This is a genomic window from Janthinobacterium foliorum (assembly GCF_978021625.1).
The window spans coordinates 314,139-334,466 of the sequence record NZ_CDXDQE010000005.1 but is presented as its reverse complement, the minus strand read 5'-3'; the positions used below and the strand labels follow the sequence as shown (position 1 = coordinate 334,466).

The 20,328-nt window shown below is 64.2% G+C and carries 21 protein-coding genes; 7 read left to right on the top strand and 14 right to left on the bottom strand.

Annotated features, from left to right (window positions below; genetic code table 11):
- Positions 1 to 50: 50 nt before the first annotated feature.
- A complete protein-coding gene (locus tag ACZ92H_RS13930; protein ID WP_465049807.1) occupies positions 51 to 1,223 on the top strand; it encodes a helix-turn-helix transcriptional regulator in 1,173 nt (390 codons plus the stop codon).
- A gap of 68 nt (positions 1,224 to 1,291) precedes the next feature.
- Here ACZ92H_RS13930 and ACZ92H_RS13925 read toward each other — a convergent pair whose 3' ends face one another.
- Positions 1,292 to 2,347 carry a sulfate ABC transporter substrate-binding protein gene (locus ACZ92H_RS13925; RefSeq protein WP_131378843.1) on the bottom strand — a complete coding sequence of 352 codons (1,056 nt, stop codon included), beginning with the start codon at positions 2,345 to 2,347 and terminating at the stop codon, positions 1,292 to 1,294.
- A 301-nt stretch (positions 2,348 to 2,648) separates the two neighbouring features.
- Between ACZ92H_RS13925 and ACZ92H_RS13920 the strand changes: the two genes are divergently transcribed.
- Positions 2,649 to 3,179 (top strand): GNAT family N-acetyltransferase, encoded by a 531-nt coding sequence (locus ACZ92H_RS13920; RefSeq protein WP_131378842.1) that lies wholly within the window; start codon positions 2,649 to 2,651, stop codon positions 3,177 to 3,179.
- Positions 3,180 to 3,246: 67 nt separating this feature from the next.
- Here ACZ92H_RS13920 and ACZ92H_RS13915 read toward each other — a convergent pair whose 3' ends face one another.
- Positions 3,247 to 4,059: a class II glutamine amidotransferase gene (locus ACZ92H_RS13915; RefSeq protein WP_465049806.1), complete on the bottom strand. Its 813-nt coding sequence runs from the start codon at positions 4,057 to 4,059 to the stop codon at positions 3,247 to 3,249.
- Between the two features lie 233 nt (positions 4,060 to 4,292).
- Between ACZ92H_RS13915 and ACZ92H_RS13910 the strand changes: the two genes are divergently transcribed.
- On the top strand, positions 4,293 to 5,129 hold the full coding sequence (locus ACZ92H_RS13910; RefSeq protein ID WP_131378840.1) for an EAL domain-containing protein: 837 nt from the start codon (positions 4,293 to 4,295) through the stop codon (positions 5,127 to 5,129).
- Between the two features lie 99 nt (positions 5,130 to 5,228).
- Complete coding sequence (locus ACZ92H_RS13905; RefSeq protein ID WP_465049805.1) at positions 5,229 to 5,978, top strand: YcbK family protein; 750 nt, start codon at positions 5,229 to 5,231, stop codon at positions 5,976 to 5,978.
- 135 nt (positions 5,979 to 6,113) lie between these two features.
- On the opposite strand, the gene ACZ92H_RS13900 is transcribed toward ACZ92H_RS13905, so the two are convergent.
- Complete coding sequence (locus ACZ92H_RS13900; protein WP_465049804.1) at positions 6,114 to 6,317, bottom strand: DUF3460 family protein; 204 nt, start codon at positions 6,315 to 6,317, stop codon at positions 6,114 to 6,116.
- Positions 6,318 to 6,386: 69 nt separating this feature from the next.
- Here ACZ92H_RS13900 and ACZ92H_RS13895 point away from each other — a divergent pair, with 69 nt between their 5' ends.
- Positions 6,387 to 7,280, top strand: a complete 894-nt coding sequence (locus ACZ92H_RS13895) for a LysR family transcriptional regulator (protein ID WP_465049803.1) — start codon at positions 6,387 to 6,389, stop codon at positions 7,278 to 7,280.
- On the opposite strand, the gene ACZ92H_RS13890 is transcribed toward ACZ92H_RS13895, so the two are convergent.
- Positions 7,244 to 7,723, bottom strand: a complete 480-nt coding sequence (locus ACZ92H_RS13890; protein WP_465049802.1) for a PACE efflux transporter — start codon at positions 7,721 to 7,723, stop codon at positions 7,244 to 7,246. The genes ACZ92H_RS13895 and ACZ92H_RS13890 overlap by 37 nt on opposite strands.
- A gap of 181 nt (positions 7,724 to 7,904) precedes the next feature.
- Here ACZ92H_RS13890 and ACZ92H_RS13885 point away from each other — a divergent pair, with 181 nt between their 5' ends.
- Together ACZ92H_RS13885 and ACZ92H_RS13880 are read left to right on the top strand one after the other, a co-directional pair.
- Positions 7,905 to 8,360: a hypothetical protein gene (locus tag ACZ92H_RS13885; RefSeq protein ID WP_465049801.1), complete on the top strand. Its 456-nt coding sequence runs from the start codon at positions 7,905 to 7,907 to the stop codon at positions 8,358 to 8,360.
- A 192-nt stretch (positions 8,361 to 8,552) separates the two neighbouring features.
- Complete coding sequence (locus ACZ92H_RS13880) at positions 8,553 to 10,718, top strand: putative bifunctional diguanylate cyclase/phosphodiesterase (protein ID WP_465049800.1); 2,166 nt, start codon at positions 8,553 to 8,555, stop codon at positions 10,716 to 10,718.
- Here ACZ92H_RS13880 and ACZ92H_RS13875 read toward each other — a convergent pair.
- The 10 genes from ACZ92H_RS13875 to ACZ92H_RS13830 form a co-directional block, all read right to left on the bottom strand.
- Positions 10,703 to 11,794 carry a glycosyltransferase family 9 protein gene (locus ACZ92H_RS13875; protein ID WP_465049799.1) on the bottom strand — a complete coding sequence of 364 codons (1,092 nt, stop codon included), beginning with the start codon at positions 11,792 to 11,794 and terminating at the stop codon, positions 10,703 to 10,705. The genes ACZ92H_RS13880 and ACZ92H_RS13875 overlap by 16 nt on opposite strands.
- Before the next feature lie 112 nt (positions 11,795 to 11,906).
- Positions 11,907 to 12,950, bottom strand: coding sequence for a hypothetical protein (locus tag ACZ92H_RS13870; RefSeq protein ID WP_131378834.1), 1,044 nt, complete (start codon positions 12,948 to 12,950; stop codon positions 11,907 to 11,909).
- Between the two features lie 5 nt (positions 12,951 to 12,955).
- Positions 12,956 to 13,867: a flagellar hook-associated protein FlgL gene (gene flgL / locus ACZ92H_RS13865; protein ID WP_131378833.1), complete on the bottom strand. Its 912-nt coding sequence runs from the start codon at positions 13,865 to 13,867 to the stop codon at positions 12,956 to 12,958.
- Positions 13,868 to 13,877: 10 nt separating this feature from the next.
- Positions 13,878 to 15,239 (bottom strand): flagellar hook-associated protein FlgK, encoded by a 1,362-nt coding sequence (gene flgK / locus ACZ92H_RS13860; protein WP_465049798.1) that lies wholly within the window; start codon positions 15,237 to 15,239, stop codon positions 13,878 to 13,880.
- An 81-nt stretch (positions 15,240 to 15,320) separates the two neighbouring features.
- Positions 15,321 to 15,728: a rod-binding protein gene (locus ACZ92H_RS13855; RefSeq protein WP_465049797.1), complete on the bottom strand. Its 408-nt coding sequence runs from the start codon at positions 15,726 to 15,728 to the stop codon at positions 15,321 to 15,323.
- Between the two features lie 18 nt (positions 15,729 to 15,746).
- Entirely contained in the window at positions 15,747 to 16,859 is a 1,113-nt protein-coding gene (locus ACZ92H_RS13850) for a flagellar basal body P-ring protein FlgI (protein ID WP_131378831.1), read from the bottom strand.
- Between the two features lie 9 nt (positions 16,860 to 16,868).
- The gene (flgH, locus tag ACZ92H_RS13845) at positions 16,869 to 17,543 is read right to left on the bottom strand and encodes a flagellar basal body L-ring protein FlgH (protein ID WP_131378830.1); all 675 of its coding nucleotides are present in this window, start codon (positions 17,541 to 17,543) and stop codon (positions 16,869 to 16,871) included.
- Positions 17,543 to 18,331 (bottom strand): flagellar basal-body rod protein FlgG, encoded by a 789-nt coding sequence (gene flgG / locus ACZ92H_RS13840; RefSeq protein ID WP_167468652.1) that lies wholly within the window; start codon positions 18,329 to 18,331, stop codon positions 17,543 to 17,545. Before flgG ends, flgH begins: the two co-directional genes overlap by 1 nt.
- Positions 18,332 to 18,364: 33 nt before the next feature.
- A complete protein-coding gene (locus tag ACZ92H_RS13835) occupies positions 18,365 to 19,093 on the bottom strand; it encodes a flagellar basal body rod protein FlgF (RefSeq protein WP_131378829.1) in 729 nt (242 codons plus the stop codon).
- Positions 19,094 to 19,119: 26 nt separating this feature from the next.
- The gene (locus ACZ92H_RS13830) at positions 19,120 to 20,298 is read right to left on the bottom strand and encodes a flagellar hook protein FlgE (RefSeq protein WP_465049796.1); all 1,179 of its coding nucleotides are present in this window, start codon (positions 20,296 to 20,298) and stop codon (positions 19,120 to 19,122) included.
- Between the last annotated feature and the right edge of the window lie 30 nt (positions 20,299 to 20,328).

The window sequence follows — 20,328 nt, the reverse complement described above, 5'->3', positions numbered from 1 at the left end:
CCTTCAAGTGAAGGATGCGGCGCCGTTTTTTGACAGTTGCGGGGACAACGATGGACAAGGATGGCGCCGATCCCGTGATTGCCGGCTTTTACCGGGCGGCGCTGGAACCGCTGCAGTGGGAGGCGGCCATGCGGGCGTTCGCCCGGCTGGCCGGCGGCGATGTGGCCTGCTGCTTCCTGAAGGCGGAAGCGGGGGTGGCGCCGTCGCGCGCCTGCATCACGGGCCTGGACGAGACGGCCTGGGAGCACGGCTACCGCCGCTACTATCACGCGCTCGATCCCGGCTACGCCATTCTGACGCGCGGCCCGCCGGGACGCATGCAGCTGATGCAAGACCATTTCAGCGACCAGGCCGTGGCGCGCAGCGAGTACTTCCAGGATTTTTACCTGCGCGCGGGCGTGCGCTATTCCTGCAGCGGCATCGTGCCCGACAACGGCGCGCTGACCATCCTGTCCGCGCATCGGGCCGCCGGCCAGGGCCGTTTTGACCAGCGCACGCGCAGCCAGCTGCAGCGCGTGCTCGACCACCTGCCGAATGTGTTTCGCCTGCGCGATACGGCGCAGCAGGCGCAGGTGCACGGTGCGCTGGCCTGGACGGCGCTCGATGCCTTGCCGCGTGCCATTTTGCTCGTCGATGCCAGCTTGCAGCTGGTGTTCATGAACCAGACGGCGCAGCAATTGCTGTGCGGGCCGCCGCTGGTGCCGGCGCTGGCATCGGCCACGGCCGTGGTGGTGCTGCGCGGCGGCAGGGTGGGCTTGCGCGCCGGCCGCTTGCAGCAGCGCCTGGCGCAGCAGGTGCGGCAGGCGTGCGCCGGGCAGGCCGGGGGCGCGCCGGGGCCCTTGTACGTGGCCGACGCGAATGACCGGCCAGCCCTGGAAATTGCCATCCTTCCCTTGCCGATACCCACGGACGCGGCCGCTTGCGGCAACGGCGGCCGGCTGGCCATGCTGTCGCTGCGCCCGCTGTTTCGCGCGTCGGCGCGGCATGCGCATGGGCCGGCGGATGCCGCGCGTCCCTGTGGCTTGACGGCGGCCGAATGGTCGCTGGCGCTGGCCCTGGCGGACGGCGTGGAGCCAGCCGAGTACGCCCTGCGCCAGGGCGTGCGCATCAGCACGGTGCGCAGCCAGATCCAGGCCATCCTGGCGAAGACGGGCACGCGCCGCAGCAGCGAAATCGCCAGCCTGTTCAGCGCGCTGGAGTGGGGCGCTGGCGCGCGCCCATAAAAAAACCGGGACAGGTCCCGGTTTTTGCAATGTGCACGGCGCGCTGGCTGCCGTGCGGGCTTCGTTGCTTACTTCTGATAAATCTTGTCGAACTCGCCGCCGTCGTCAAAGTGTTTCTTTTGCGCCTGTTTCCAGCCGCCAAACACATCGTCGATGGTGAACAACGAGATCGGCTTGAAGCTGGCCGCATATTTTTTCGCCACCGCAGCCGAACGGGGGCGCAGGTAATGCTTGGCGACCAGTTCCTGGCCCGGCTCCGAATACAGGTATTGCAGGTAGGCCGTGGCTTCCTTGCGGATGCCGCGGCGGTCGACCACCTTGTCGACGACGGCCACCGGCGATTCGGCCAGGATCGAGATGCTTGGATACACGACTTCAAAGTTGTCGCCAAATTCCGCGCGCACCAGCTGCACCTCATTTTCAAACGTCACCAGCACGTCGCCGATTTCACGCTGCGTAAAGGTGGTGGTGGCGCCGCGGCCGCCGCCGTCCAGCACGGGCACGTTCTTGAACAGCTTGGTGACCAGCTCGCGCGCCTGCGCTTCGCTGCCGCCTTTTTTCAGCGCATAGCCCCAGGCCGCCAGGTAGGTGTAGCGGCCGTTGCCCGAGGTTTTCGGGTTGGGCACGATGACCTTGATGCCCGGCTTGGCCAGGTCGTCCCAGTCCTTGATGTGTTTTGGGTTGCCCTTGCGTACCAGGTAGACCATGGTGGAATAGAACGGCGCCGCGTTGTTGGGGAATTTCTTGGCCCAGTCGGCCACCACCAGGCCGCGGTCGACGAGGATGTCGATGTCATTGGCCTGGTTCATGGTGACGACGGACGCTTCCAGGCCATCGGCGACGGAGCGCGCCTGCTTGCTGGAACCGCCGTGCGATTGCTTGATGGTGATGGTTTCGCCCGTTTTTGCTTTCCAATCAGCAATAAATGCGGGATTCACATCCTTGAACAGTTCGCGCATCACATCGTAGGACGCATTCAGCAAGACCACGGGCTCGGCCGCGCTGGCGGCCATGGGCAGGCTCATGGCGGCGGCGGAAGCAGCCAGGGCGCTGGCCAGGAACCAGCGGCGCGAGCGTTGGGTGAGCGTCGGGATGGCGGTCGTTACGGCGTTGAATGGGGACATGGTGAACTCTTGTTGTGAGAATAGACAGACATAGTCTAAAATTCCGGCCGGAAAAGAAACGAATTTTTCGTAATATGCTTAGATCACATTCCCGTTTCTGCCAAAAAACAGATATGGATTTTTGAAATGATTCGTGGGCAAGCGGGGCGCCAGGGCTTAGGCTGCGCACTGATACTCATAGGGGAAAGCCGCTCTTGACGCGGCGTGAAAAAACCCGATTGCGCCGCTTGGTGTATAGTCGAATGGCGCGATACACGGTGAAACCGCCTGCATCGGCAACTGGAATATTTTGTGAGCGTACATGAGTCTTGAAATTCGTATTGCAACATCGACCGACGCTTTCGAGGCGTGCAATGTATTACGACGCTCGATCGTCGAATGCTGCAGCCTCGATCATCGGGACGATCCGGCCATCCTGGAAGCCTGGCTGGGCAATAAAACACCGCAGATGGTGGCGTGCTGGTTCGCGTCGCCCACCAATTTTTCGCTCGTCGCCGTCGATGCGGGCGCCGTCGTCGGCGTGGGCCTGCTGACGCGCGCCGGCAAGCTGGCCCTGTGCTACCTGCTGCCCGAGGCGCAAGGCCGCGGTGCGGGCAAGGCCTTGGTCGAGCGGCTGGAAGCGCAGGCGCGCGAATGGGGCATCAAGGCCCTGCAACTGCACAGCACGGCCAGCAGCCAGGCCTTTTTCGTCAAGCAGGGCTATGTCGAGGCGGGCAATGTGCGGTCGCCATATGGCGTGGAAACGATTTTCTGCTGGAAACAGATCGATCCCGCGGGCATCTCTAGCGGCGACCCCAAGCGCAAACGCTTCTGCAACTGCAATTCGGCCTGACGGCACTGCACGACCTCAGCCCGCCCATCCGGCGGCGGGCCTTTCCCTCCGTTCCCCCCATGTTCTCTCAGTAACTGATCTGGATATACACGCCTTGCGCCGTGCTTGCCGCCGCCGGCAGCAAGGTGCCGCCGGCAAACAGTTTCAGTTCGCCGGGCGCAAACGCCACCCAGTCCTCGTTTTCCGTCAGCGGATGCGTGGCGATGACGGCGATGCGGTCGTCCAGGTGATTGTGCTGGCGGAAGTCGATGCTGCGTTCGCAATCGATCAGCTGCGCCACGGAAAATGGATATTCGCGGATCACATAGTGCAGATGCGTGGAGCAGTGGGCGAACAGCAGCTCGCCATCCGAGAGGATGAAATTGAAGCTGCCGTGCGCGGCGATGTCCGTCGCCAGCTCGCCGATGGCCGCGCGCAGGTCTGCGCGCGCCGGCTGGCCCGCAGGAAAGCGCGTGCGCAGGCTGGCCAGCAAGTGGCAAAACGCCTGTTCGCTGTCCGTGTCGCCGTTGGCGCGGTAGTGGACATTGGCAGGTGCGCGCCACGTCTTCAAGTCGCCATTGTGGGCGAACGACCACGTCTTGCCCCACAGTTCGCGGGCGAAGGGGTGGGTGTTTTCCGGCGCGATGCGGCCCTGCGTGGCCTTGCGGATATGCGCGACGATGTTTCTTGCCTTGACAGGATGCTGCTGCACCGTGGCCGCCAGCGGCGAGTCGATGGCGGCCAGGTGGTCGGTCAGCAGGGTGCAGCCAGCGCTGGAGTGATAAGCGATGCCCCAGCCGTCGCGGTGCTCGTCCGTGCGGCCGCCCCGCTCGGCAAAGCCGGCGAAGGAAAATCCCAGCGCAGCCGGCTTGCTGCTGTTCATTGCGAGTAACTGGCACATGGCGGCCCTTCCTGATGATGACGGTACATGAGCACAGTAAAGGCTGGCGTTTGGCGCAGGAAGGAATGTTTCTGACTATCGATATGCGCCCGGCGTTGCATCGTCTTATTTGCTGGGCGCATATCAAATGGCGAAACCATTCGTTCTCCTTTGGTTCGCCCTGCCTTAGTCTGCACACTTTGGCGCCGCCTTCCCCACGAGGGAAGCGGGCGCAGCCCTACGAAGGAGCATCCATGCCATTTCCCGTCCTGAAAAATTACCTGGCCCGCCTGTCGCATCAAACCCAGGCCGGCACCAGCGTCTGGCTCGATGACGAGGGCAGGGCGCTGGGACGCTTTTTCAATTGCACCATGACGAGCGCCTTCCAGCCGCTGCGCGAACTGCAAAGTGGACGATTGCTCGCTTTCGAGGGGCTGGCGCGCAGCGTGTCGAAGGCGGACGAGGGCCTGTCCCTGTGGCGTTTGCTCGACCATGCGGCCAGCGATGATGAGTCCGTGGAACTGGACCGCTTGTGCCGCATGCTGCACGCCATTAATTTCTTCCGCCAGCCGGAGGCGGAACAGTCGGACCTGTACCTCAACGTGCATGACCGCCTGTTGAGCGCCGTCAGCAGCAACCATGGCCACGCCTTCCAGCGCATCCTCGACGCACTGGGCTTGCCGATCGAGCGCATCGTGCTGCAATTGCCGGCCGTCACGCCGAACCAGGGCTGGCTGCTGAACTATGTGGCCGATAATTACCGCCGCAACGGCTTCCGCCTGGCCATCAACGTGGCCAGCGTGCACGAGGCCACGGGCATGCTGGAACGCCTGCATCCGCACGCCTTCAAGCTCGATGCGGGCAACCTCAGCGACGAGGATGCCGCCGCCAGCTTTGTCAGCCTGTGCCATGCGGCAAAAATCCGCGTCGTCTTCAAGCGCCTCGATACGCCGGCCGCGCTGGCTGCCCTGCAGCGCATCGCCGCCGCCACTGGATTGCCCATCGTGGCACAGGGTTATCTGCTTGATAAGCCCTTGACGGCGCTGGCGCTGGCGAAACAGGGCAGCGCGCCCATCGCCGCCGCCGCTTGATGAAAAATGCGCTGAAAACAGGGTGACACGATAGGCATTCAGGGTTTTTCTTCGCAGCACAATAGGCTATAGTATTCCTATCGTTATATTGGAATGACTATGGCATCGCGCAGAAATTTTCTACACCACGGTATGGGCCTGGCCGCGCTGGGCCTGGTAGCCACGCCTCTCATCGGCTGCGCTTCGCGCACGGCCGCTCCCGCCTCGGCTTCGGCCAGCGCCAAGCCGCGCGCCCCGCGCGCAGGCGTGCCGCCGCAGCCGACCCAGCTGGCCAGCGTCGACCGCTCGATCACCTCGCAGTCGCGCCAGGCCATCACGGAACTGGAACCGCCGCCCGACATCTTCGACGCGCAGGCGCTGGACCTGGAATTCTGGCTCAAGCCCCGCACCCTGGAAGTGGTGCGCCCCGCCAGCAATGAAAAAGCCAAGCTGCTGTACTGGAAAGATGGCGAAGTCATCGATTCAGCCTATCAGGAACTGTGCCACTTGCTGCGCGACGTGAACGGCAAGAAGACGGCCGCCATCGATCCGAAATTGCTGGAAACCCTGTGGGGCACGCAAGCGTTCGTGGCCCGCTACGGCATCGAGCAGCCGCTGGAAATCTTGTCGGGCTACCGCACGGCCGAGTCGAACAGCAAGCTGCGCGAAGCGGGCGTGCCGGCCGCGCGCCAGTCGCTGCACATCTCCGGCCGCGCCGCCGATATCCGCGTGGCGAACCTGAATGCGGAAGTGCTCGGTTCGCTCGTGCGCAGCTTCAAGCAGGGCGGCGTGGGCTTTTATTACCGCTCCGGCCCCCGTGGCGGCTGGATCCATGCGGATACGGGCCTCCAGCGCACCTGGAAAGGTTGAGCGTCTGCGCAAACCGCGGGCGGCGCCCTTTGCGGCCGGCGCAGCGCGCTGATCTGGCGCCCCTTGCCTGGCAGGGAGCGTTTCGCGGCCACATAGCACTGCCGCTGGCGACGGTTTTTTCAAGCGTTTTTGTGATCAGCCATAGTGATACGGCGGTTCCGGCACGCTGTCCCTGCCGGCCCGCCGCCACTCTTCGAAGTTCACGCGACGCTCCCAGAAAATGCGCCAGCCCTGGCGCTGGCTGGCCTGCACCTCGGGGTGCGCCTGCAGGTAGCCGTCGATGAAGCGGGTGAATTCCGAAACGTAGCCGCTGCGGCGGTAAGTTAATCGATGGCGCATGTGCGTACTCCCGTGAATTCCCGTTTGACCGTCCGCGCGCCGAAAAGTGCCGCACTTCCAGTCTAAGCCATGAAACTCTCCAGCCATAATATCGAACTGTTCCTGGCCGTCGTCGATGGCGGCTCGTTTTCCAGCGCCGCGCGCGCCTTGCAGCGGGCGCCGTCGGCCGTCAGCATGGCCATTGCCAATATCGAGGCGGAACTGGGCATTATCCTGTTCGACCGCAGCGCGCGCGAAGCCGTGCCCACGCCGGCCGCCGCAGCCTTGATTCCCCATGCGCGCCTGATCGCCGAACAGCTGAAACAGTTGCACCTGCATGCGCAGGAATTGTCGCAGGGACTGGAAAGCCGCATTTCGCTGGGCATCGCGGCCGAGCTCGACCATGCGCCGTTTCTGGCCGCCGTGCGCGCGCTGTCGCTGCGCCATCCGCTGCTCGACATCGAAGTGCTGACGGCGCCGCAGGATGACGTGCTCGACATGCTGCACCGGGGCCGCATCAGCGCCTGCATGGCCTTTGCGGGCGGACGCATCAATCACGAGGAACAGTTCCAGTTGGTGGGCAGCGATGCCTTGCTGGCGATCATTTCCACGCAGCATCCGCCCAGTGCGGCGGGGCGGCCCCTGTATATCGAGGAATTGGTCAATTTGCGCCAGATCATCGTCGCCAGCCGCGAGCTGGACCTGGCCGATGCGCGCCCCGTGGTGGGCCTGTCCTACTGGCGCACGGACAGCTTGCCGATGGCGCTGTCCATGGTGGAAGCAGGATTGGGCTGGGGCAACTTTGCCGCCTCGGCCATCGCCCACTCGCTGGCGGCGGGGCGGGTGCGCCGGGTCGCCTTCAAGAACACGGGCAATGGCCTGGTCCTGCCGATCCACCTGGTGTGGATGAAGGACCGGCCGCTGGGCATGGCGGCGCGGTCCTTTCTTCAGTTGCTGACGGAAGTCGAGACGGCCGCGCCCTGACGCTCGACGGCTTCTTCCTTGGGCTGCTGCGCCGACAGGGGCACGCCGAACAGGCCATCAAAGAAATAGTTAAAGATGAAGCTGTAGCACGGGATGATCAGCATCAGGGCAAAGTCCAGCACGAAGGCTTGCCACAGGCTGATGTCCAGCCACCAGGCGATCAGCGGAATCAGGTAGATGACGAGGGTGATCTGGAAGCCGATCGCATGCAGGATGCGGCGCCAGACGGTGCGCGTGCGCGATACCTGGCGGATTTCCCAGTATTCGAAGGCCGTGTTGTAGAGCAGGTTCCAGATCACGGCGATGGTGGTGATCATGATCGCCAGCGGTCCCGTGCTGGTGGGCGATTCGCCCGAGAGCAGGGTCAGCCAGGCCGTGGAAATGGCCATGCCGATGATTTCAAAGGCGGTGACGTAGACGATTTTGCGTTTGATGCCTTGCATGTAAAGCCTGTAATGAAGAAGTGGCGGTCATTTTAAGTCAGTCATGCTGATGTTAAAAGTTAATAGCTATCAGTTTTTATGATGTATTGAAGGAGGAAATACCATGCCGGGCATGAACGGGGGATAATGGCGGCTGGCGGGCGACTGGTCCCGCCGCATTACCGCAGAAAAGGTCACGAGCATGCAAGGCGCAGCAGACAGCAATATTCCGGATACCTCCGCCGATACCCCCGCCAGCCCGGAGGTACGGCCCCGTTTTCGCCCCCGTCCGTGGGAGCACCTGGAAACGCCCTATGACGTGGAAGTGTGGATCGAGGAACATAACCGCAGCATGCAGGACAATATCGGCGCCACGGAAACGGGCGTGGGCATCTGCTTTTCGCTGGCCGAGGGCGGCGACATTTACATGCAGACCAGCGCCGATGGCGCCGTCGTGCTCGACGTGACGCCGGACGCGGCGTGGGTCGCGCCGCTGATCAGCGCCGCCACGGGTTGCGAAACGCCCGCTTCTTCCCTATGGATCTTGCCGGACGATAAGCTGATCCAGCTGATCGTGGGCCTGTCCAGCCTGGTGGCCAGCACCTTGCTGGTGGTCGGCCATGATTTCGGCTTGCGCCGGCGCGGCATGGCTTACTGAACGATCAGCCTCGCTGGTTCCTGGATGGCCGGTCGCGGCCCGTGTCGCCACTGACGAAGCCGGCCTGGGCGCGGCCACGCCGCCGCCCGGGCTTGTAACTTGCACAGGCGTCGCTCGACACTGCGCCTGCCGCGTGCTAGGCTCGGGGCAGCGTCCGCCTGATCGTCAGGGCGGTAGTGCACAAGGATAGCCATGGACAACACGCCGCCTGCGGTACCTGCTCCGGATTCCTCGCCGCGCGGCCCCGGCCACGCGGCATGGCCTGGCGCCTCGCTGCTCGACGCCGGCGTCTTCAGTCCGCAACGCGTGAAGGCGGAGCGCGAACAAGCCTATTTCAACGATTTGTATTTGCTGGCGCCTGTCGCCTATTTCGTGCTGGGCCTGGACGGCGTGATCGTGCAGCTGAACCTGGTGGCGGCCGAACTGTTCGGCTTGCCACGGGAGCGGCCTGGCCACGTGCTGTTCCGCACGTATGTGCACGAAGCGTTTCGCCATGATTTCGAGCAATTCGTGCAGCGCGTGCTCAATAGCAGCGAACCGGAGCGCATCCAGCTGCAGGTGCGGCTGCGGCCCGATGCGCGCGAAGCGGGCTTGCCCGTCACCCTGCTGGGCAGCGCCGATCCGAACGGCCAGGCGCTGCGCCTGGTGCTGGAGCAGGCCGAAGGCAAGCTGGCCGCGCTCGAGCGCAGCGAGGAGCGTTTCCGGCGCATCGTGCACAGCGCCGAAGAGGGTATCTGGGAAATCGACGCGCAGGCGCTGACCAGCTTTGTCAACCCGAAAATGGCGTACATGCTGGGCTGCCGGATAGAAGACATGCTGGGCCGCCCGCTGGCCGCCTTCATGGATGACGAAGGCCGCGCCATTTTGGAACGCAACATTGCCCGGCGCCAGGATGGCATCGCCGAACGCCATGAGTTCAAGTTCCTGCGCCGCGACGGCAGCGCCCTGTGGGCCACCCTGGCCACCAATCCCATCTTCGATGCCGGCGGCGCCTATCTGGGCGCGCTGGCGCTGGTCAGCGATATCACGGCGCAGCGCGAAGCATCGGGACGCATCTGGCAGCAAGCCAATTTCGACCAGGTGACGGGGCTGCCGAACCGCCACATGTTTCTCGACCGGCTGCACAACGAGACGCGCCGTGCCAAGCGCGAAGGGGCGTGCCTGGCCCTGCTGTTCATCGATCTGGACAACTTCAAGCAGGTAAATGACAGCCTGGGCCACGAGAAGGGCGATATCCTGCTGCGCCAGGCGGCGCGGCGCATCAGCGAGCGCGTGCGTGCCACGGACACGGTGGCACGCCTGGGCGGCGATGAATTCACCGTCATTCTGGCAGGCGTGGGGCAGCTGGCGGGCATCGAAAGGGTGGTGCAGGAGCTCGTCACGGCGCTGGCCATGCCTTTCGCGCTCGACGACGACAGCGCGCACGTGTCGGCCAGCGTGGGCGTGGCGCTGTATCCTGCCGATGCCGAGGCGGCCGAAACCTTGCTGCGGCATGCGGACCAGGCCATGTATGCGGCCAAGAATGCGGGCCGCAACGGCTACCGCTATTTCACCCCGGCCCTGCAGCAGGCGGCGGAACTGCGCCGCAGCACGGTGCGCGAAATGCGCCTGGCGCTGACGCAGGAACAGTTCGAGGTGCATTACCAGCCCATCGTCAGCCTGCACGATGGCGCCATCGCGCGCGCCGAGGCGCTGCTGCGCTGGCGCCATCCGCTGCGCGGCTTGCTGGCGCCCGCCGAGTTCATCGCCTTTGCCGAGGCGAACGGCTTGATCACCGATATCGGCGACTGGGTGTTCCGCCAGGCCGTGCGCCAGGCGCAGCAATGGCAAGCCGCGTATGGCGCCGGTTTCCAGATCAGCATCAACAAGTCGCCCGTGGAGTTTCGCGGCGACGCCGCCCTGTACCAGGGCTGGCCCGAGCATTTGCGGCGCGAAGGCCTGGCGCCGGGCGCCATTGTCATCGAGACCACGGAAGGGGTGCTGCTGGACGAGGCGCGCCAGGTGGGCGAGCGGCTGCGCCAGTTCCGTGCCATGGGCCTGGCGCTGGCACTCGACGATTTCGGCAGCGGCCAGACTTCGCTGGCCTGCCTGCAGAAATTCGATATCGACTTTCTCAAGATCGATCGCTCGCTGGTCGGCGCCCTGGGGCAGGGCGATGCGGGACTGGCCCTGTGCGAAGCCATCATCGCGCTGGCGCAGCGGCTGGGCTTGAAGGTGGTCGCCGAGGGCGTGGAGACGGCGCTGCAGCGCGACCTGCTGCGCGCTGCCGGCTGTGACTATGCCCAGGGCTTTCTGTTTGCCGGCGCCTTGCCGGCACGGCAGATGGAGCGATTGCTGGCCGCTCAGCCCACGGCTTGAACGGCCTCGGCGTCACCGTCCATCAGCGCTGCCACGGCCGCCAGCGTTTCGTCGGCGCTGACTGTGGCCAGGGTCAGGCCTGGCGCCAGGATGACGCGGTACTGGCTGCTGGCCGGATAAAACCAGCGGTAGTTGTCGGTGCGGATGTAATAGCCGACGATTTTCTTGTCATACGCGGAAGCGATGTGGATCACCGACGTGTCCGGCGACAGCACCAGTTCGCAGCGGCGTATCAGGGCGGCCAGCTGCAGGATATGGCCGGTGGGCGGCGCCAGCATGACGTTGGCATGGCCCGCGCCTTGCACGATCTCGGCGGCGCGCGCCTCGGTGCCCGGTGCGGCGATGACCAGCAGGGCGTGGTGCGGATAGCGCGCGGCCAGGGCGGCGCAGCAGCGCTGCGCGTCGGCCACGCTGACCGTGCGTTGCGCATTGCTGCCCTGGAAATTCAGGCAAAACAGGCCTTCATGCGCGCGCAGCAAGCTGTCGCAGGCGGCGTCGATGGGCGCCGCATGGGCGTCCACGCCGAACAGTTCATAGCGCATGTCGATGTCGCGCAGCTTGAATTGCCCGAACGTGGCGAAGTAGCTGTGCAGGATGTGGCGGCTGCGGTCGCACGGCACCGTATGGTCGAACATGCCCAGTTTTGCCGTCGAGGTGCCGTACTTGGGGATGGCAAACCCGGTCAGGTAGCGCGCGCCCAGCCATTTGATACGCAGCAGCAGCGGAATCGAAAACCGGTTATAGGGATTGAAGATGACGTCGTAGCGGCGCCGGCGCAGGTCGGCAATGGTGGTGCGCAAGTCGCGCAGCAGCGGCTGCTTATCCCAGATGAGAATCTCGCCGACGTGGGGATTGGCGGCGATGACATCGCGGTTGACGCTGCTGGCAGCCACGTCGATCTGCCAGTGCGGGTAATTTTTTTTCAGTTCGCGCAGCAGTGCCGAGGTGACGATCATGTCGCCGATCTTGTCGTTGCGCAGGATTAAAACCTTGCGCACCTTGGCGATATCGAGGGGCTGCTTGTCGGATTTGCCCAGCAGGGCGTAGCTGATCAGCCGGGCGGCGGTCTTTATCAAGGGAGCTCCAGGTGTGGATGACGGGATGCGCTGGCGTGCTTGGCCATAAGCGGGCGCGCCAGCAGCATCTTACGGTCTTCCACGGCCCGCCGATAGGGGGCCGACCAGGTTTTTAGCGCAGGCCCAGCAGGGCAACCACGCGTTCGCGGCTGATGCCGACCAGCGCCGAGCTGATCGCCAGCAGGGATTCATAGCCGGGCTGGCTGGCTTTTTCCGTGAAGTTTTCCGCCAGGGTGTCCATGCTGACACTGATCTGCACGGGCTGCGCCTTGGCGACCCGGCCCGTCGCTTGCGCCAGCGCCAGGCTGACGGAGCTGCGCGCCTGCTGCAGGTGGGACAGGGCCTGCACCACTTGCTGCAAGGTGGCGCGCAAGGCTTCCACATCGCTGGTATTCCACTCTTCCGGCGCAATGGCGGCCGGTTCCGCATCCGTGCGCACGCGGCTCATCTGGCCCGTCGGGTAGCGGATGCCGCTGCCGCGCACGGACAGGCTGTCGCGCACGTTGGCCCACGATGCTTCCGCCGTGCTGAAGACCAGCTCGCCGTCCTCTCCCTGCTTGACGCGGATGCCGGATGGCATCAGTGCGCGGTCGAAGCGCGAAACGATCTCGTCCTGGCTCAGGCCAGGTTCGATATTGACCGAACGCAAGGCCTGATTCGCGCCGCCCACGGAAAAGGCCAGCACTTCCTGCGGACCTTCCTGCAGGCTGGCCATGGTCAGGCCGCGGATGCTGAAATTCTGCTGCGCCGCCTGCGGGCTAGTATAGCCGAGCTGTGCGTCGAGCGTGCCGCCCGAGGCGCTGGCGCGCTGCCGCCAGGTATTGCTGAACTGGCGCACGCGCGCCTCGACTTGCCCTTCGCGGCCCTGGCGCGCGGCCAGCTTGGCCGCCAGCTCGCTTTTCAAGGCTTGCAGCTGGCTGCTGCTGCGTTCCAGGTAGTCGAGGGTTTGCTGGGCGTTGGAAATTTCTCCCTGCAGCTGGTGATCCCAGTTGCTCAGGCCGCGCTGCAGACTTGTCGTCGAACTCCGCGCCGCCGGCGCTTCGCTGCGCGCGCTGGCGCCGCCGCTGACGGCGGCGGACGCGTCATCGACGACGCGTGCCGTGCCGGCGCTTTTGGCGGCAACGCCGGAAGAGGAGGAGGTCTGAGCGATTTGCATGATGGTCAGAGAAGATCAAACAGGGAAATGGTGCCCACCTTGGCGTAGGCCTTATACGTGGCTTGCAGGGCGGTCTGGTAGCCGGTCAGCTCAATGGCGGCGGCGCCCATGTCGGTTTTTTTCAGGTCCAGCAGGGCCGAATCGTTCGACAGCGAGACGTTGGCCAAATTGCCGGACAAGGTCGACAGAATGTTTTGCGCGCCGCCGAAGATGGCGATCTTACCAGAGAGCAAATCCATGCCGTCATCCGTGCCATCGAGCGCCGCCACGACGTCGGCGCGCACGGCCGGATCGTTCGGGCTGACGCCCGGCTTGCCCAGCGTGGCGATGGCCTGGTCGATCTTGTTCAGCCACACTTGCAGCTTGTCCACGTCGACGTTGGCCGCCTGCGTCACGCCATTGCCCACCACCACAGTCTGGGTATCGTTGTTGCCGATATAGCTGTAGCGGGAACCGACGGTCGCGTTCTCATCGAATTTGATGGCTGGCTGGTCGGTGGCGGTGCCGGAAAACATGTAGCGGCCTTCCTGGTCCTTCAGGTTGGCCGTGTACAGCACGCTGTCGCGCATGGCGATCAACGATTGCGTCATGGAATTGAGATCGTCCGGCGCATTGCTGCCGTCGGCGGCCCAGACCAGCAGGTCGCGCGCCTGGCCCATGTCGGTGACCATGCTCGACAGGTAATTCTCATTTTTCAGCAGGCGCACCTTCACGGTGGCGATATTGTCCTGGTACTGGGTGACCATGGCCTGTTCGCGCGTCAGGCGCGAAATGCGCACGTTGCCGATCGGATCGTCCGATGGCAGCTGGATGCGCAGGCCCGACGACATTTGCTGGGTCAGGAAATTGATGCGTTCCTGGTTTTGCTGAAGCGAAATATTGATCAGCGATTGGTACTGGCTACTGGCGACACGCATGATCTTCTCCTTAACCCATCATTTGCAAAGTGGCGTCAAACAGGGCATTCGCCACGGAAATGACTTTCATGTTGGCTTGATACATGTTCTGGAATTCCACCAGGTTCATGGCTTCTTCATCCTTGTTGACGCCGCTGGTGGACTTCCAGTCGTCGATGGCCTGCGAACGCACCGTGTTGGCCGTCTTCAGCAAGGCCTGGTTCTGCTGGCTGTAGATGCCCAGCTTGCCGACCAGCTGCGTGTCCGCGTCGCTGATCAGGACGGAGCCGACCCAGTCGACATTGATCGGCTGGTTCTTGATGTCGATCAGTTTTTGCAAGTTGCTGCTGTCGCCAGCGGCGCCCGTGCCCGACAGGGCAAGGTCCTTGGCGCTGAAGCCGGCAGTAATGCTCAGCTTGCCGTTCGCGTAGACCATCAGCGGACCGCCGGACGTGCCTGCCATGGTCGTGCCCGCTGCCAGCTGCGCATTGATCTTGTTGCTCAGATTAGTGGCCAGGTCTGCGATCGACTGTTGCAGCGGTTTCAGCGTGTTTTGTTCGAACTCGCCCAGGCCGCCCATCTGGCCGCCGATGGCGACCATGTCGAGGGTGAAGCTGGAATTGGCGAATTGCAAGCCCAGTGTCTGGTCGCCTTGCGCCGTCATGCTGCTGCTCAGGGTGCCGGCCATGCCGCCGATGACCAGCGGCTGGCCCGATTTCAGCGAGACATTGCGCGAACCGTCGGGCTGGTCCATGACTTCGATGCCCATCTGCGCGGCCAGGCCGTCGATCAGCTGGTCGCGCGCATCCATCAGCGACGACACGTTGGTGCCCGACGCCGTGGATGTGCTGATGCGCTGGTTCAGCGCGGCGATGTTCGCCAGGGTCGTATTGGCTTGCGGCACAATGGCAGCGCGCTGTTGTTGCACTGACAGCAACTGGTTGCTCATGACGGTGCTGATGCTGTTGAAGCGCTGCGCCATGGCATCGGCGGAGGTGATGATCTGCTGGCGCAGCGGCGTCGAGGTGGGATCGACGGCGGCCGCGTTGAGGGCGGCGAAGAAGCCGTCGATGCCGTTGCTGATGCTCGACGCATCGTCGCCCATCACGCGCTCGAGCTGCGTCAGGTAAGGCTGGGTTTGCGTCCGCGCGCCCTGGTCGGACGCGGCGCGCCACATCTGCTGGCTTTTATAGGCATCGGCAAAGCGCAGCAGGGCGGACACTTCCACGCCATTGCCGGCCGAGCGCACGCCCACGCCGGCGCCAAGCGAAGACAGCAGCACGCCCTGGCGCGTATAGCCGGCCGTTTGCAGGTTGGCGATGTTCTGGCTGGCCGCATTCAGTGCGGCCTGGGCGGCGATGCTGCCTGACAATGCATTGCTGATGATGCTCATTGGGCAAGTTTCTTTCGTGAAGAGTGTGGCGCATGCTGGTGGGCAGGCCGGGTATCGTTGTTACCTTGAACAGGCGACGCTTCAGACGGATTTATTAAGCGCCGCTGCAATATTGTCGGTTTTGACAGCGCTTTTGCCGGTGCCGCTGGCTGAAACGGGGGCGCTGGCCGCCGGCAGCAGCTGGCGCAGGATGGCATCGGCGATGCCGAAGGCGCGCTGGCCGGCCATCTTGTCGGCCACCAGGTTGTCGGCCATTTCCAGCATGTCGCTGTTGATCGGGTCCTTGAAGACGCTGTCTTCGCCGGCCATCTCGCGCGTGCCCGAGCGCATCTGGCGCAGCATGTGCGAGATGAAGAAGGCTTCGAACTTGACGGCCGCCTCGGTGGCCTTGGCCGCGTAGCGGGGATCGGCCGGCGTGGCTGCCGCCGGAGAGCGGTCATCGAGCGCCGAGGGCAGGGCGCTGCTGCTGTCGTTGATGTTCATTTCCATTCAGCTTTCAGTGCCACGTTAGATGACCACCAGTTCGCCTTCGATGGCGCCGGCCTGGTCGAGGGCTTGCAAAATTGCCATGATGTCATCGGGCGAGGCGCCCAGGCTGTTGACCACGTCGATGATGGCTTGCAGCTTGGCGCCGGCCGGCCATTTGAACATATTGCCATTGCCCTGGTCGACGGACACCTTGGACTGCGGCGTGACGGTGGTCTGGCCACGGCCGAACGGCGCCGGCTGGCTGACGGCCGAGCTTTCCGAAATGATGACTTTCAGCGAGCCGTGGGTGACGGCCGCCGCCTTCACGCGCAGGCCTTCGGCGATGACGACGGTGCCGGTGCGCGAATTGAACACCACTTTCGGCGTATCGGCGCCCACGTCGACGGAGAGCGCTTCGAGCTTGGCCATGAAGGCCACGCGCTGGGTCGGGTTTTCCGGCGCCAGCACTTCCACGCTGGTGGCGTCGCTGGTGGTGGCGACGGCGCCAAAGCGGCGGTTGACGGCTTCGACGATATTGATGGCCGTCTCGAAATGCGGGTGGCGCAGGTTCAGGGTGACGGTCGGCTTGGTGGAAAAATCGCTGAGGATCTCGCGTTCGATGTTGGCGCCGTTGGGAATGCGGCCCGAAGTGGGCGTGTTGACGGTGACGGACGAGCCGCTCTTGCCGGTGGCATTCAAGCCGCCGACCACCACGTTGCCTTGCGCCAGCGCATAGGTTTCATTGTCGGCCGCGCGCAGCTGCGTCAGCAGCAAGGTGCCGCCACGCAAGCTTTTCGCATCGCCCAGCGAGGATACGGTGACATCGATGGCCTGGCCGCGACGGTATCCAGGAGGAAACACGGCGCTGACCATGACGGTGGCGACGTTCTTGCTTTTCGATTCGGCGCCATCCGGCATCTTCACGCCGAACTGCTTGAGCATGTTGACCACGGACTGGCTGGAAAACTTCACCTGGGTGGTGTCGCCGCTGCCGTTCAGGCCGACAACGAGGCCGTAGCCGACCAGCGGATTGTCGCGCACGCCCTCGATGCTGACCAGGTTGCGCAGCACTTGCGCGGCCGAGGCGGGCAGGGACAGGCCGCAGAGCGCGGCCAGCATGGCTGCCAGGGGCAGGGCGGAGCGAAATTTCATCATGTCACCTTAAAACGGCATCCACGGGCCGACGAAGAAGCGCGTCAGCCAGCCCGGGGTATTGGCTTCGGCCAGGGTGCCCTGGCCGGAATAGGCGATCTGCGCATTGGCGATGCGCAAGGATGACACCTGGTTGTTGGAATCGATATCGGCCGCGCGCAGGTAGCCGCGCAGGCGCACGAACTCCTCGCCCTGGTTCAGGGTCAGGGTTTTCTCGCCCTGCACGCGCAGCAAGCCGTTCGGCAATACTTCCTGCACGATCACGGTGATGGCGCCGGACAGCGCGTTTTGCTGCGTGCTGGTCGAGTCGCCCGCGAAGTTGCGGTCGGCGGACAGGTCGACGCCCGTTTTGGGGAGGGTCTTGCCGAGGATGTTGGCGGCCTTCACGCCGACGGACGAACCCTTGTTGAACGAGGTGCCCGCCTTCTTGCTGGCCTGCGTGGTTTCCTGCAGGGCCACGGTGACGACGTCGCCGACGCGGAAGGCGCGGCTGTCGGAGGTCAGGGCCAGGCCCGCGTCGGGATTGAAGACGCCGCCGGATACGCCGCCGCGCGCCGCGCTGCGCGGCGCCACCGGCAGCGGCGTATCGGAAAAGCTGGGCGCCACCGGCGCCGCCGGACGGCTGGCGCAACCGGCTGTCAGCACCAGCAGCAGGGCCGCCGTGGCTTTCATGGCGACTGTCATCAGCGTGCCGCTTGCGCCAGGTATTGCAGCATGTTGTCGGCGGCCGACAGCACCTTGGTGTTCATTTCATAGGTGCGCTGGGCCGCGATCATGTCGACCATCTCTTCGACGACCTGCACGTTCGAGCCTTCCAGGGCGAACTGTTTCAGCTTGCCCAGGGCGCCTTCGCCCGGACGGCCTTCCGTCGGCGTGCCGCTCGATGCCGTTTCCTGGAACAGGTTTTCACCCAGTGCCAGCAAGCCCGTCGGGTTGACAAAGCTGGACAGGTTCAGCTGGCCCAGCTCCGTGCCCGCGACGTTGCCCGGCACGGTTGCCGTGACCATGCCGTTTTCGCCGATGGTGATCGCCGTGGCATTGTTCGGCACGGTGATCTGCGGCACCAGGGGCAAGCCCTGGGCGTTGACCATCACGCCGTTTTCATTGATGCCCAGCTGGCCGGCGCGCGTGTAGGCCGCTTCGCCGTTCGGGCGCAACACTTGCAGGAAGCCGTTGCCGGTGATGGCCACGTCGAATTCGCGGCTGGTCGTTTGCAGGCTGCCGGTGGTAAACACCTTTTGCGTGCCGACCATGTGCGTGCCGTTACCCAGCTGCACGCCCGATGGCGACAGGGTGTTGTCGGCGCGCTGCGTGCCCGGCTGCTGTTCCACCTGGTAAAACAGGTCTTCGAAGACGACGCGGTCGCGCTTGAAGCCGACCGTGTTGACGTTGGCCAGGTTATTCGCGATGGCTTGCAGTTTTGCATCTTGCGCCTGCACGCCGGTCTTGCTGATCCACATTGCTGGATTCATGTATTGCTCCTTGAATATTTAATCGCGGTGGACTCAGGCACCGAGAAGGCGGTTGCCCGATTCCGTCATGGAATCGCTGGCCTTGAAGACTTTCATCTGCATCTCGAAACTGCGGTTCAGGCTCATGGTGGCGACCATTTCCTCGACGGCCGACACGTTGCTGCCTTCCAGGTGGCGGTCGCGCAGGCGCACGGCAGGGTCGGCTTGCAAGTCTTCGCCCGTGCGCGAGACGATCAGGCCCGCCTCGTTCTTCGTCAGTTCGCCCGTTTCCGCATTCACCAGCTTGAGCTTGTCGACGGTCTGCATTTGCGCGGTGCCCGGCACCTGGATGGAAATCGTGCCATCGCCGCCGATCGACAGGCTGGTGTGTTCGGGTATCGTGATCGGGCCGCCTTCGCCCAGCACGGGCCGGCCATTGATGGTCAGCGCTCCCGTTTCATCCAGGTCCATGGCGCCGGCGCGCGTGTAGGCCTCGCCGTTTTGCCATTGCACCGCGAGAAAGCCGGGACCCGTGATGGCCACGTCGAGCTCGCGTCCCGTTTCCTTGATGGCGCCCGTGCGCGTGCCGATGGCGCTCGACTGTGTCTGCGTCATGTGGCGGTCGTCGTAGCCATAGCCGTTTTGCAGCGGCTGGACGGTCGACACCTCGAGGTTGGCGCGGAAGCCGCCCGTCTCGATGTTGGCCAGGTTGTTGGCGTGTACCTGCTGTGCCCGCAGAGCGCGGTCGGCCCCGCTCATGGCGGTATAAATCAGCGCATCCATAGCTCTTTACCCTTGCGTTTCGTTGATTACAACGCTTGCATCAGCGATTGCAGCATGGCGCTCTCGGTCGAGATGACCTTCGAGTTGGCCTGGTAGTTGCGCTGCGACGTCATCAGGCCCACCAGTTCGGTGGTGATGTCGACGTTCGACTGCTCCAGCGAGCTCGTGGCCAGCTTGCCGGCCATGCCCACGCCAGGACGGTCGTAGATGGCGGTGCCGGAAGTGGTCGAGGCAATCCAGCTGGTGTCGTTGACCGCGGTCAATGCGCCTTCGTCGGGGAAGGTGGCGATGGCCAGCACGCCGATGCTCTGCTTCTGGCCGTTCGTGTACTTCGCCACGACGGAACCGTCGTCGGCCAGTTCCACGCCCGTGTAGGTACCCGAGGCATAGCCATCGGCGCGGTCGGTCGAGGTGGTTGCCTCGCCGGCGAACTGGGTGGTGCCCGTGTAGTCGATGGCGACCGACATGGCCGCCGCGCCAGGCGGCGTCGGCAGCACTGGCGTGGCGGCCGTGCCGGTCACCAGCTTGCCGGCAGTGTCGAAGGTCATTTTCGTCACTGGCGTCACGTCGGTGTTGTCGAAGGTGTAGTGCACGTCCACGCCGGTCGCCGTCTTGACGAAGTACTGGCCCAGCGCGTGCTTGCCGCCCAGCGAATCGTAGACGACCGAGACCTTGGCGCTGTTGTAGCTCAGCTCATTGGTCTTGTCGAAGGCGGGGGTTTTCACGGTCCAGTCGGACGACAGGTTGGCGGCGTAGGCCAGCTTGGTCGATGCCTCGGCGGGAATCTGGCCCGTCGGGATCTTGATGTCGCCCATGGTGCCCAGCGCGGTGCTGCCCTTGACGGACGCATAGCCTTGCACCAGGCGGCCATTCGAATCGATCAGCAAGCCATCGTTGCTGGCCGAGAAGATGCCGACGCGGCTGTAGGTCATGGTGTTTTGCGCATCGCGCGTGACGAAATAGCCGCGGCCGTCGATGGCGGCGTCGAGTGCGCGGCCCGTGTTCAGCACGCCGCCGTTGAGCGTCATGCTTTGCGTGATCGAGCCGATTTCCGTGCCCGTCGCGCGCGAACCGGCGTACATGGCCGAGAAGTTGGCGCGGCTGCTCTTGAAGCCGTAGGTGCCGGCGTTGGCGATGTTGTTACTGGTGCTGTTCAACTGTTGGTTGATGGACTGGATACCGGACAGGGCGATGTCGAAGCTCATGTTGACTTCCTTTAGTGAAGGACGAGATTA

Excerpts from the sequence above, each read along its gene's own strand:
- ACZ92H_RS13930 (WP_465049807.1), top strand. The coding sequence starts at position 51 with ATGGACAAGGATGGCGCCGATCCCGTGATTGCCGGCTTTTACCGGGCG.
- ACZ92H_RS13925 (WP_131378843.1), bottom strand. The coding sequence starts at position 2,347 with ATGTCCCCATTCAACGCCGTAACGACCGCCATCCCGACGCTCACCCAA.
- ACZ92H_RS13920 (WP_131378842.1), top strand. The coding sequence starts at position 2,649 with ATGAGTCTTGAAATTCGTATTGCAACATCGACCGACGCTTTCGAGGCG.
- ACZ92H_RS13915 (WP_465049806.1), bottom strand. The coding sequence starts at position 4,059 with ATGTGCCAGTTACTCGCAATGAACAGCAGCAAGCCGGCTGCGCTGGGA.
- ACZ92H_RS13910 (WP_131378840.1), top strand. The coding sequence starts at position 4,293 with ATGCCATTTCCCGTCCTGAAAAATTACCTGGCCCGCCTGTCGCATCAA.
- ACZ92H_RS13905 (WP_465049805.1), top strand. The coding sequence starts at position 5,229 with ATGGCATCGCGCAGAAATTTTCTACACCACGGTATGGGCCTGGCCGCG.
- ACZ92H_RS13900 (WP_465049804.1), bottom strand. The coding sequence starts at position 6,317 with ATGCGCCATCGATTAACTTACCGCCGCAGCGGCTACGTTTCGGAATTC.
- ACZ92H_RS13895 (WP_465049803.1), top strand. The coding sequence starts at position 6,387 with ATGAAACTCTCCAGCCATAATATCGAACTGTTCCTGGCCGTCGTCGAT.
- ACZ92H_RS13890 (WP_465049802.1), bottom strand. The coding sequence starts at position 7,723 with ATGCAAGGCATCAAACGCAAAATCGTCTACGTCACCGCCTTTGAAATC.
- ACZ92H_RS13885 (WP_465049801.1), top strand. The coding sequence starts at position 7,905 with ATGCAAGGCGCAGCAGACAGCAATATTCCGGATACCTCCGCCGATACC.
- ACZ92H_RS13880 (WP_465049800.1), top strand. The coding sequence starts at position 8,553 with ATGGACAACACGCCGCCTGCGGTACCTGCTCCGGATTCCTCGCCGCGC.
- ACZ92H_RS13870 (WP_131378834.1), bottom strand. The coding sequence starts at position 12,950 with ATGCAAATCGCTCAGACCTCCTCCTCTTCCGGCGTTGCCGCCAAAAGC.
- flgL (WP_131378833.1), bottom strand. The coding sequence starts at position 13,867 with ATGCGTGTCGCCAGTAGCCAGTACCAATCGCTGATCAATATTTCGCTT.
- flgK (WP_465049798.1), bottom strand. The coding sequence starts at position 15,239 with ATGAGCATCATCAGCAATGCATTGTCAGGCAGCATCGCCGCCCAGGCC.
- ACZ92H_RS13855 (WP_465049797.1), bottom strand. The coding sequence starts at position 15,728 with ATGGAAATGAACATCAACGACAGCAGCAGCGCCCTGCCCTCGGCGCTC.
- ACZ92H_RS13850 (WP_131378831.1), bottom strand. The coding sequence starts at position 16,859 with ATGAAATTTCGCTCCGCCCTGCCCCTGGCAGCCATGCTGGCCGCGCTC.
- flgH (WP_131378830.1), bottom strand. The coding sequence starts at position 17,543 with ATGACAGTCGCCATGAAAGCCACGGCGGCCCTGCTGCTGGTGCTGACA.
- flgG (WP_167468652.1), bottom strand. The coding sequence starts at position 18,331 with ATGAATCCAGCAATGTGGATCAGCAAGACCGGCGTGCAGGCGCAAGAT.
- ACZ92H_RS13835 (WP_131378829.1), bottom strand. The coding sequence starts at position 19,093 with ATGGATGCGCTGATTTATACCGCCATGAGCGGGGCCGACCGCGCTCTG.
- ACZ92H_RS13830 (WP_465049796.1), bottom strand. The coding sequence starts at position 20,298 with ATGAGCTTCGACATCGCCCTGTCCGGTATCCAGTCCATCAACCAACAG.